Source organism: Moritella viscosa, from assembly GCF_900120065.1.
In the GTDB taxonomy this organism is placed as follows: domain Bacteria; phylum Pseudomonadota; class Gammaproteobacteria; order Enterobacterales; family Moritellaceae; genus Moritella; species Moritella viscosa.
On sequence record NZ_FPLG01000105.1, the window covers coordinates 40,009 to 52,319 of the forward strand.

General features: G+C 38.8%; 8 protein-coding genes. 6 read left to right on the forward strand and 2 right to left on the reverse strand.

Annotated elements, in window-relative coordinates; all coding sequences use genetic code 11:
- Nucleotides 1-11 precede the first annotated feature (11 nt).
- Together BT797_RS16540 and BT797_RS16545 are read right to left on the reverse strand one after the other, a co-directional pair.
- Nucleotides 12-1,385: an L-cystine transporter gene (locus tag BT797_RS16540; protein ID WP_045111007.1), complete on the reverse strand. Its 1,374-nt coding sequence runs from the start codon at nucleotides 1,383-1,385 to the stop codon at nucleotides 12-14.
- 239 nt (nucleotides 1,386-1,624) lie between these two features.
- Nucleotides 1,625-2,233 carry a hypothetical protein gene (locus BT797_RS16545; protein WP_045111006.1) on the reverse strand — a complete coding sequence of 203 codons (609 nt, stop codon included), beginning with the start codon at nucleotides 2,231-2,233 and terminating at the stop codon, nucleotides 1,625-1,627.
- Nucleotides 2,234-2,535: 302 nt separating this feature from the next.
- Between BT797_RS16545 and BT797_RS16550 the strand changes: the two genes are divergently transcribed.
- From BT797_RS16550 to BT797_RS16575, 6 genes are all read left to right on the forward strand, one after another.
- Nucleotides 2,536-3,726 (forward strand): acetate/propionate family kinase, encoded by a 1,191-nt coding sequence (locus BT797_RS16550; protein ID WP_045111005.1) that lies wholly within the window; start codon nucleotides 2,536-2,538, stop codon nucleotides 3,724-3,726.
- Between the two features lie 345 nt (nucleotides 3,727-4,071).
- Nucleotides 4,072-7,290: a hypothetical protein gene (locus BT797_RS16555; RefSeq protein WP_075472829.1), complete on the forward strand. Its 3,219-nt coding sequence runs from the start codon at nucleotides 4,072-4,074 to the stop codon at nucleotides 7,288-7,290.
- 278 nt (nucleotides 7,291-7,568) lie between these two features.
- Nucleotides 7,569-9,437 (forward strand): M4 family metallopeptidase, encoded by a 1,869-nt coding sequence (locus tag BT797_RS16560; RefSeq protein ID WP_075472830.1) that lies wholly within the window; start codon nucleotides 7,569-7,571, stop codon nucleotides 9,435-9,437.
- A gap of 172 nt (nucleotides 9,438-9,609) precedes the next feature.
- Nucleotides 9,610-10,542: a M14 family metallopeptidase gene (locus BT797_RS16565; protein ID WP_075472832.1), complete on the forward strand. Its 933-nt coding sequence runs from the start codon at nucleotides 9,610-9,612 to the stop codon at nucleotides 10,540-10,542.
- A gap of 180 nt (nucleotides 10,543-10,722) precedes the next feature.
- Nucleotides 10,723-11,661, forward strand: a complete 939-nt coding sequence (lpxL, locus tag BT797_RS16570) for an LpxL/LpxP family Kdo(2)-lipid IV(A) lauroyl/palmitoleoyl acyltransferase (RefSeq protein WP_075472834.1) — start codon at nucleotides 10,723-10,725, stop codon at nucleotides 11,659-11,661.
- Between the two features lie 181 nt (nucleotides 11,662-11,842).
- Nucleotides 11,843-12,277: a bifunctional diaminohydroxyphosphoribosylaminopyrimidine deaminase/5-amino-6-(5-phosphoribosylamino)uracil reductase RibD gene (locus tag BT797_RS16575; RefSeq protein WP_045111002.1), complete on the forward strand. Its 435-nt coding sequence runs from the start codon at nucleotides 11,843-11,845 to the stop codon at nucleotides 12,275-12,277.
- The last annotated feature ends 34 nt before the right edge of the window (nucleotides 12,278-12,311 follow it).

Genomic DNA, 12,311 nt, shown 5'->3' on the forward strand with positions numbered 1-12,311 from the left:
AGTCTTGTAAATTAAGCCGTTGTTTGTGCTGTTTGGCTGTCTACTGTTTCTGATTTAAGCAACCGACTGGTGATTGTACCGGCGGCCATCGAGCCGCTTACATTTAGTGCGGTTCGCGCCATATCGATTAATGGTTCAATCGAAATAAGCAATGCTGCGATAGTAACAGGTAGTCCCATTGCTGGTAATACGATAAGTGCGGCGAACGTAGCACCACCACCCACACCGGCAATACCAAATGAGCTTACAATGATGATAGCGACAAGTGATAAGATGAAGCTAAAGTCCATTGGGTCAATACCGACACTTGGCGCAACCATGACAGCTAACATCGCAGGGTAGATACCCGCACAGCCATTTTGACCGATCGTTGCACCAAATGACGCAGACAGGTTTGCAATTGCTGGTGGCACGTTTAGCTTGTTGATTTGCGCTTCTACGTTTAATGGGATTGTTGCTGCACTGCTGCGTGAACTAAAGGCAAAAGTCAGTACTGGCCAGATTTTCTTAAAATATTCTGTTGGTTTAACGCCAACAAACGAAACTAAAATACCGTGTACTACAAACATCAGTAAGATAGCCACATAAGATGCGATGATGAAACCAAGTAAGTTAAGGATATCTCCCGCACTTGATGTTGCTACGACTTTCATCATTAACGCTAAGATACCGTAAGGTGTGATAGCCATGATCATTTTAACTAAACGCATGACGATAGCTTGTGATACGTCAACAAAGGTATTGATTGGTTTTGCTAATTCGGCATTTTCAGTACTGACTTTAAGTGCTGCAATACCGACTAGAATACCAAAGATAACGACAGCTATAATGGACGTTGAACGTGCGCCTGTTAAATCTGCAAACGGATTCGTCGGGATAAAGCTTACTAACATTTGTGGGATGCTTAAGTCGCTTACTTGTCCTGCACGTGATTCGATAACTGTTACACGCGCTATTTCACGAGCACCTTCGGTTAGACCTTCAGCGGATAAGCCAAAGAGTTGCGCGATACCAATACCAATAAGCGCAGATATCATGGTGGTAAACAGTAATACACAAATGGTTAAACCACTTATTTTACCGAGTGAGCCTGAACGGTCTAATTTCACTACCGCTGAAATCATTGATACCAATACTAATGGCATGATCACCATTTTGAGTAATCCAACATAGCCTTTACCAACGATATCAACCCAAGCAAGGGTTTCTGAAATGGTACTGCTACCTTCACCGTAACCAAGTTGTAGTAGTAAGCCAAATATACTGCCTGAGACTAGGCCTAATAAAACAAGGCGTGAAAGAGTGTGACCCTTTCGTTGTTGGCCATTTAATAAATAAATGAGGATACCAAATACCGCTAAGTTAGCGATAACAACTAATGACATGATTAATTCCTGTGGGTATGTTTAGCTTTAATAACTAGATCGCACCACCTTGTGCTGTATTTTTAAGCTATTTAATAACAATGGTTTGGATTGGTTTTAGCAGATTACACTAGGGAATTAATTGTTTAAAAGAATTTAAATTTATTAGATATTACTTTTTGTCATATAAAGTATTGATAGCGATGACGATAACCTTATTTTATATATTGAATATCGTCATGCTCAGTAAGCTTCAACGATTATTGAAATGAGAACTGTACACCTAAATTATAGCTAAATTCATTGTCGGTTCTATTCGCATATTCAAGGCCAGCAACTAGCCCGAAGGTTGAGCCAAGTTGGAAAACATTTTTTAATCCGATAGTATTCTTATGTTCTTCAACTGCTTCATATTGGTACGAAAGGTCTGCCATCCAATGTTTAGCAATTTGAGACTTTATACCAATGTTGCAATAACCTGCGGTTTCAGAAAAAGAAGGACGCTCCTGCCTATCTCCACGATAATTAACGACACCGCAAGAGACTGGTAGTGAAAATTTTGCTGAATGTGCAAACACATAACCAACGCCTGCTGACTTGGTCTCTATGTCAGAACTAAATCGAGTTCTGAAATCAGCGTAACCTTCAATAAATATATCGCCAACGATATTAGCACTTGCATCAAGGTACAGCCCGGCTAAATCTTTATTTTCTGAGTTATGGTATTGCTTACCAAAATAAGGTGTCATTGCACCCGACGAATAATTAGTTGCTTTATAACCAAAGCCAATATATGAAAAATTATCAGCGATGTCTGTACTAGCATAAACATTACTTGATAATAATAAGGTGAGTATGAGCTTCTTCATGTGATTCCTTTTTTGTAAAATACGATCTATTTTTGTTATTATAAAAAATTACATTTTTCGTTAAAACTGAAATATACCAGTGAAAGTAGGGTTGAAACCAGTTTTTAATTTCACCTTAATTGGCATTGAGGCTACTTTATTGTCTTTAGTCGCTGGATAACTGTCTTAGATCAACGAAATGTTGGCTGTTAATCAACTTGATGCAAAATTAAGTTGAATTATTCAATAAACATTGAATAATAGAAGGTACATTATAAGTGACCCACGTCACAACAATAGTCTGAAACAGGAATCATATTCACATGTCTAACTCATTTGTACTCGTGATCAACTCTGGTAGCTCATCATTAAAATTTGCTCTTATCGATTCAAATACTGGAGATGCTATTCTTAATGGATTAGGAGAGTGTTTTGGCCTTCCTGAAGCGGCTGTTAGCTGGAAATATGAAGGGCAGAAGTCTGAAGAAGCAATTACAGCTGAAGGTGATCATCATGAGCTTGCGATTAACCGCATTGTTGCCTTAATCGAAAGTTTAGGTTTAACCTCACAAATTGTTGCCGTTGGACATCGTATTGTTCATGGTGGAGAAAAATTTACCAGCACAGTACAAATTGATGAATCTGTATTAAACGAAATTCGTAACCTGTCAGACCTTGCGCCGCTGCATAACCCTGCTGGTGCAAAAGGCATTGAAGCTGCAATGCAAGCTTTCCCATCATTACCGCAGTTTGCAGTATTTGATACGGCATTCCACCAGACTATGCCTGCAAAAGCATTTACCGGTGCGATTTCGAACAAGCTTTATAAAGACTACGGTATTCGTCGTTATGGCTTCCATGGTACAAGTCATTATTTCGTTAGTCGTGAAGCCGCTAAAATGATTAATAAGCCAGTTGAAAAAAGCAGCTTTATTTCCGTTCATTTAGGGAATGGTGCTTCTGTATGCGCTATTCGTGATGGTCAAAGTGTTGATACAAGCATGGGCTTTACACCACTTGCTGGTCTTATGATGGGGACGCGTTGTGGTGATTTAGATCCTGGTATCATTGAGTTTTTACTTAAAAAAGGCTGGTCACAAGACGAAGTTTATAAAGAACTGAATACGAACTCAGGCTTTATGGGTGTATCTGGTTTAACAAGTGACTGTCGTGGTATCGTTGAAGCAATGGAGCAAGGCCATAAAGGCGCAACATTAGCATTCCAAGTATTTACTTACCGCGTGGCAAAATATATTGCGTCGTACATGGTATCGCTTGAATCACTTGACGGTATCATCTTTACTGGTGGCATTGGTGAAAACTCATTACCAATCCGTCGTGAAGTTCTAAACTACCTTAAAATATTTGGTTATCAAGAAGATCAAAAAGCGAATGAAGATGCTCGGTTTGGTAATCGTGGTATTATTACTAAAGCGGATACTGCTGTTGTAATGGTTATCCCTACCAACGAAGAATTCGTGATTGCTCAGCAGTCAGTTGAACTTCTGTCATAAATCATTTTTAATTTAAATGATGAAACCCGCTTTTTTAGCGGGTTTTTTTTTATATTTTTTAGCCTGTGTATTATTAAATACCTTAATACAATTACCAATAAGTTTGATGTTGTTAAATATAACAAATTTAACGGAGGTAACATTGAATTAACCTGGTTGTTAACTAGTTATTAACTTTAAATACTGCTTTTATGTGTTTTACATTGCCAATATCTTGTGCGATGCGCTATATCCGTGTCTAGTATAGTAATTATGTGTTGATGGTATGTTCCTTTAATGTTGTACGTATTTACCATCTTCTTGTTTGCATTTGACTCTTGTTATTGAAGTGTTAAGGATAAAAACATGAAGAAAAAACTATTAGCTATAGCACTCGGATTATCCAGTTCAATCACGCTAGTTGGTTGTGGTGGTGGCGGTGGTGATGATAAAAATACAGGGAAGGTAACGACACCCGCAGTTACCGTTCCAGTAACCACTGCTCCAACATCTGTTTTTTATAACGTAAAAGTAATCGATGGATATTTAAAAAATGCGCAAGTGTGGCTCGATATTAATGGTGATAAGAAACTTGATGATGATGAGCCTTCAATATTTTCGGGTAGCGGTGGCGTCGCTCAATTAGATGTTACTAATATCATTAACCCTGAGCAATATTCCTCTTTTGCAAAAATAATTTTTGGTCAAACCGTTGATGAAGATACAGGTCCAGTCGCAAATGATTATGTGATGTCAGCACCTCCCGGTGAAAAAGAAATTACCCCACTGTCGACATTGGTTAGTATTGGTATCGCACACAGTACCGATGGAACTGAAACAGCGGAAGAATATGCTGTAATCCAGCAAGCTGTTATGACTAAAATTGCAAATGCTCTCGGCATCCAAGAAGAAGATGTTTTTGGTGATTATATCGCTAACGGTAGTGGCGGTTCGAGTTATGCGGCAGAAAATATCGTGATCTCAAAAATATTACCAAATGATACTGACGAATTTATAACCATTATTGCCGATAATTCGGATGATACTGCATTTAATAAGCAGGTTTCAGTCGTCAGCGACATGATTAAAGATGTTGTTGAAATAACAGCGGAAGAAGACTTTGATACGCAAGTATCCATCTTTGATGATGACGATGATTTAGATACCGACTCTGATGGTGACGGACTTCCCGATGGTCTTGATGCCTTACCTAACGACGTAAATGAGTGGTTAGATTCTGATGGTGACCTTATCGGTAATAATGCTGATCCTGATGACGATAATGATGGTGTTATTGATGAGCTTGATATTGATCCACTCGATCCAGCCTTAGGAATATCTGAAACAAAACAAGTTATTCAGTTCTTACAAGGCAGTAGTGCATTCTACACCCTGTCTGAAGAGCTGAATAATAATGTATCTGAATTATACATAGACGGATTTACAGTTAATGGTGATTTAGCTGTTACAGAATCTTATGAACGCATTAGAACTGATAATTCTTTGGCGTTATTATCGACTGAAATGTCTAGTAACCTTCTATTAACATTATCGGGTTGGACGAACGTAGGTGGTGGTTATACGCTTGATTTAGCAGATGGTATGCTCACAGCTTATCCGACTGATTATTCTGATATTTCATACCAAATTACCAGTGTTATGTCTGAACTCAGTGGTTTAAATATCGCGGAGAACAGCATTAATTGGGGAATGTTTATTGACGATAGTACCGTATATCCAGAAGGCGCAATTTCAGCACTATTTAGCTTAAAAGCAAATCAGGATACCTATTCATTATCAGGTGAGGATCTTTGGGTATTGCGTGGTAATTACGGTGTCGGAGATGGTTCAGATGCAACCACTTTAAATGAACTTATTACGGCGTCGAGTGCCGGTGATAATCCTGATTCAGGGCTTGTGCATGGAGTCTCATTAGGACAGCATGTTGGTGTGGAATTAGTGGCAGATAATACGGTTAATTTTTACACATTTGATTTTTCTGAAACGGAAACTGCACAAAAAATTGCATCAACAACATGGTCGTTAACATCATTAAATGGCGAAGAAATTATTTCATTTACTGTGCCGCAGGTTGTGATAGATAGCTGGATAGACCGTTGGGAATACGATAGTCCACATATTATATTTAGTGTATATCAAGACCGGGTAATTAGAGGTTCAGTACAGAAATCTGGCGAGTTAATTGATGGTGATAAATCAGCGTTTATGAACGAGATTGCTAAAAATGCTGTTGTGGGTGCTGTCCAAGTTGATATTACCGTTTGTGGCTCAGGCGATATTGATACGGATGCTAACTTAGATGACTTTGAGCAAGCTGTTTCAGACTGTGGTGGATCTTCTAAACCCATTACCAGTGAGATGTTAATTGCACAAAGCTTCCATCGTATTACTGCTCAAGGAGAGAGTCGAAACCATATATTTAGCGATGATGGTACCGTTGTTGTCTATGAGCAAGGGATTGAGTCTTACACTCAAAATTGGAGTATCAATGGTGATAGTATCCAGTTAAGTAATACATTTGGTGAAAATGGCGAAGAAAGTAACAATAGTATTTGGGTTTTATTGGATAGCACTGACGCTGCATGGTCAATGAAGGCCTATGATACATCAACCTATCGTGACGGTGATGACCAACTTGTTACGAACAGTGAGGTTTGGTCGGGATTACTCGATCTTAGGGATGCGGATGGCGCATACAACTGTGAAATTAGGTATAACCCAGGACCAGCATCTATAGATGAATTCAATGCACAACTTGCGGTTTGTGGTGTCCTTCCTGAAATGGATTTAGCAGATAACTCTATTTTACGGATCACAGGTTCTCTTCAAACTCGTTCTTATGTATTTAATTTTGATAATACTGCATTTTATTATCGTAACGGTGTTAAGTACAATCGTATCTGGGCAATTAATGATGATGGTAATTTAGAACTTCATAACGGTGAAGAGCAACCTCTTAATTACATCATGCGACTTGTTGATGACTCGAACGGTAACTTAAAATTTGCAGTGTATGATAACGGTCGTCAATCGATATGGAGTACGACTTATAAAGCTGTCGATCTCTCGGTTGATATACTTGCTTGTGAATACCTTGATTCAGAATGGGATGACGCGCCACGAATTTATCGTAGTTTCGATGAATTTAAACAAGCGGTTACATTTTGTCAGGATGGTAAATTGCTCGCAGCATTCAGTGATGGTTTGATTGACCGAGGGATTACGCTCACGACAGGTGATGCATTAAACCAAGCGGATGACGTTGACACATATCAGTTTAACCAAGATGGTAGTGGTGTGTTTACTTATAATAACGGTGCTGGTGATGTCAGTGTTCCAATGATTTGGGTGATTCACGAAGAGGGTATCATTAAGGTTGTTATGGAGTATACAGATGGGAATGATGTCGCTCAAATAGCCCATGATTACCTTGCAATAGTTGAAACTAACGGCATTGATTTTAGCGTTAAAGTCTTTAGTCGAGGCTCTATGTTACAAGGTATTGATGATACCGATCTCGGTGAGTTAGAGAGTAGAATATTGAAAGTCCCTGATGTCGAATAACGAAAGTATTCAAATTTTAGTGTGATTATTTTCCATATAATCCCAATCAGTCTGTTGGAGGAGATTTTTACTGAACTAGATTAGCGTAATTAATTATTAGTTACCTATTGAACATAAGGTTAGATTAAGGTCTTTTTTCTTGGATAGAAATAGGCTACAACCATTTTACAGCCCCTTAAGCTAATACTTTGGTACTTTTCAAGCGGTTAATTATGCTTTACTAAAACTTCATATAATGCTTTACTAATTCTTTACATACTCAATTTTAGGTATTTTATATGATGGCGAATAAGAAGTTTATACTTTCTGCAGTTGCGTTTAGTCTCCTTGGTTCTGTAAATACAATTGCGGCAGAAAGAGTTAATTTACGTGATAGTATGCAGACACTCGCAACGACTACATTAGCAAACTCTGGCATATTAGCGAGTACACCAGCACAACTCTTGGGGCTGTCACAGAACGATGGTTTAAGTGTGATAAGAACGTATCGAAATAATAAGGGAGATACGATCACTCGTTATCAGCAAACCTACTTTGGGTTACCTGTTATTGGTGAACAGGCTGTTATATCTCATAATAAGAAGGGCTTTTTTAAACGTGCTCACGGTGCAGTATTAAATAATATTGCTGATGATATTTTTGATATAACACCATCGATGACAAAAGTAGATGCATTATTAAGAGCAAAACACTTAAGTATGCCTGTAAGTCCATTAATAATGAGTCAATCGATTGTAACGGAAAATGAAGCATCACGACTTGCAGTTTGGCAGGATGATGATGGCGTTGCTAGGTTAGTATATGAAGTGAGTTTCTTTCAAAGTGCAGGTGAACCGTCACGTCCTTATTATATTATAGATGCGCAGTCTGGTGAAGTTTTGTTGCATTTTGATAATTTGCAAACAGCGGATGGAATTGGTCCCGGTGGTAATGAAAAAACGGGAGAATATCGTTATGGCTTGGATTTTAAACCGCTAAATGTGAGCCAGTCAGGTGACACCTGTACGATGAGCAATAAACAGTTGAAAACAGTTAATTTAAATCATGAAACGGAAGGGACTACTGCATTTAGCTTTACCTGCCCAGAGAATACTGCTAAGCAGATTAATGGTGCTTATTCACCACTTAACGATGCACACTTTTTTGGTGGTGTCATTTTTGATATGTATAAAGATTGGCTAAATGTTTCTCCGTTAACATCACAGTTAGTGATGCGCGTTCATTATGATAAAAATTATGAGAATGCATTTTGGAATGGTGAGTCGATGACCTTTGGTGATGGTGCAGATACCTTTTATCCTTTAGTTAGCTTAGATGTATCAGCGCATGAGGTGAGTCATGGCTTTACAGAGCAAAACTCTGGGCTAGAATACAAAGGTAAGTCTGGTGGTTTGAATGAATCATTCTCTGATATGGCTGGTGAAGCGGCAGAATTTTATATGAATGGCAGTAATGATTGGTTGGTTGGTGCTCAAATACTGAAAGGTAGTGGTGGGTTACGGTCTATGAGTAATCCGACGATGGATGGTAACTCGATTGATAACCAAGCGGATTATAGCAATATTATGAATGTTCATCATAGTTCTGGTGTGTATAACAAAGCGTTTTATAACTTAGCGACAACGTCTGGCTGGGATACTGAGAAAGCATTTGTTTTATACGCAACGGCTAATCAACTTTACTGGACACCAAACAGTAATTGGGATGATGCTGGTAACGGGGTTATGGATGCAGCCTGTGACTTAGGCTATAGCGTTGATGATGTTCTGGCTTCGTTAACGGCGGTCGGTATCGTTGCTGATGTGAATAATAACAGTGAGTGTCGTGTTGCGCAACCACCGGCCAGTGACATTGATAGAACAGAATCAAATATATCGACTAGCTTTTTCAGGCCTGCTCATTTTAAACAAGAATTAGGTGAAGGCTATACGCGTCTGACCGTGACATTGGCTGGTGGAACGGGTAATGCCAATCTGTATGTAAAACATGAGGACAAATTATTATTTTCTAAATCGGATTGCACCTCCAAAACACCGGGTAATATTGAAACCTGCGTAATTGATAATCCAAAGGCTGGTATTTGGAAGATTGATATTCGCAGTTATGGTTCAACGTCGGATGTGACGCTTAATATTCAGGCTCAATAATGGCCTAAACCTTTTATTCTAGTTATAAATAAGTGATCACCTTAGGCTTTTGGTAAAGGTGATCATTCTACTCAATTTATTCACTATAAAACTTTCTCTTGTTAACCTACACCTTAATAGCGCATTATAATAATGTAAACATAAACATTATTATCCTAAGGAAGGTTATTAAATGGATCATGAACAAGCATATAAAATCGGTACGCCTGGTCAAAAGTGGACCGCTGAAGATAAAGCTGCATGGTTGGCGAAACAAAGCGTAGTACGGACTTACCAGCAAGAGGTTCTTGCTAAATTAGAACCGCTACAGCAAGATTTTGATGTTGAACAGTATGGTGCTCTATCTTATGATCCGGCTCGTTTCCCGTTGTTTGTTGTTAAAACACGCCATTGGGATAACACTAAACCGACAATATTAGTGACTGGTGGCGTGCATGGTTATGAAACCAGTGGTGTGCAAGGTGCTATTCGTTTCATTGAAACACAAGCACTAAATTATAGCGCGCAGTTTAATATTGTGGTTGCACCTTGTGTTAGTCCTTGGGGTTATGAAACCATTAATCGGTGGAATCCAAACGCCATTGATCCAAATCGTTCTTTTGTTGAAAATAGTCCAGCTGAAGAGTCTGCCGCATTAATGCAATGTATTGCGAAACTTGATGTTCAGATCACTGCACATATTGATTTGCATGAAACGACGGATACAGATAACAGCGAGTTTAGACCTGCATTGGCTGCGCGTGATGCTGTCGTTCATGATAATTGGAATATCCCCGACGGATTTTATTTAGTTGGTGATACGCTTAATCCTAATACTGAATTCCAAACGTATATTATTAATGCCGTTAGCAAGGTTACCCATATCGCACCTGCCGATGATAGCGGTCGTATTATTGGTGAAAAATTGGCTCAGTTTGGTGTCATTAATTATGCAACTAAAGCGTTAGGTTTATGCTCTGGGTTTAGTGATTGTACTTATGGTACAACAACGGAAGTATACCCTGATAGTCCATTCGTGGATGATGAAAACTGCATTCAAGCACAGGTTGTTGCGATTACCAGTGGTCTTGATTATCTAGAGAAAACGTCTAAGTTGACACTGTGACAGCTTAAAAAGGTAGTGATATACAATAGCTGATACTTCATTTACATTTATGTAAGCTTCTGTCAGAAAGTATTAAATGTTGGCATTAAATATTTTATAGTGGTGATCTTAATCCGATGTTATTGCATCTGTTCAACATTGTATAGGATGCGATAAAACAACCTTAGACTTGAAACTATTATGTCAAAATATCAGTCACCTACGTTTAAATTATCATTGCTTCATCCCAAATTCTGGCTTGTTTGGTTTGCTGTCATTCTATTGGCTTTAACTGTTTTATTATTGCCTTACTGCTTGCTGCTACGTCTTGGTCGTAGCCTCGGTTATGTTGTTATTAAATTAGCAAAAAGCCGTGTTACTATTGTACAGCGTAACCTCCAGCTCGCTTTTCCTAATATGACGGATGTTGAGCGTAAAAACCTCAGTGAAGAAAATATTAAGAATACTGGCTTAGCTATTATTGAAATGGGTATTGCATGGTTTTGGCCTAATTGGCGATTCAAAAAACATTTAGTGATTAAAAATTATGATGAAGTACTCGCTCTTGATAAAGCTGGCCGGGGGGTACTCGTTGTTGGTGTGCACGCTTTGAATTTAGAGATAACAGCACGGGCGTTTACTTTATTTGCGCCTGGTTATGGTGTCTATCGTCCGCACAGTAATCCAGCCTATAATTTCATTCAACATTGGGGACGTACACATCACGGTAATAAAATGATTGATCGTAAAAATGTAAAAGGGATGTTGCGAGTACTGAAACAAGGGGGACGTTTATGGTATTTACCGGATCAAGATTATGGTTTTGAGCATGCTGTATTTGTGCCATTCTTTGGTGTTAAAGATACCGCTACCACAGCGGCTACTAGCATACTTGTTGATGCCAGTAAATGCGCGGTGATCACTGTATCTAGTTTTCGTAAAGATGATATTTACACACTCGAAATTGATGATGATATTAGCAGTGAGTTTCCACGTAGTGACCCCAAAGGTGCTGCGAGAGTGATGAATTCGGCTTTAGAGAAAGTCATACTTCGTGGTCTGGACCAATGGATGTGGCTCCACAGACGTTTTAAGACAATGCCTGATAATAAAAATCGTGGGATACGTTATAAAAAATAATTGCGGACTTAGCCGAGCAAAAAACTGCGTGAATTTTGTACACGATTCGATCTTTGCTGGTAAAACGATTACCATCAAAGGTTAATCAGTGTTTACGCACTGCCGCTGTATAATATTGCATTGTAATGGTATGACGTGAAGCAGGGTCGCCTGACTAAAAGTCACGTTGTAAGGATAAGTTTTGGATTTATTGAATGATGAACAGTTTATGCTTCGTGCATTGGAACTTTCTAAATTAGCGTTACCACATTGTCGACCTAATCCACCTGTTGGTTGTGTGTTAGTTAAAAATAATCGAATTGTTAGCGAGGGTTTTACTCAAGCGCCTGGTCAACATCATGCTGAAGCACAAGCTATCGCTCAATATAACAATTCGCTGGAAGAGGTAACTGCTTATGTTACTTTAGAGCCTTGTTCGTTTGTAGGTCGTACACCATCCTGTGCTCATTCGCTTGTTGGTCGTAATATAAAACGTGTGGTTGTGGCTGTTATTGACCCTGATCCGCGTAACAGTGGTAAGGGCATTACTGTGTTAACTGATGCCGGAACCGACGTTGACATTGGAGTCTGTCAGCGTGAAGTGAGCGAGTTTATCACGCCTTATTTATTGAAATAGTAAGCTTGTATTATTCTAATTAGCAGAATTTATT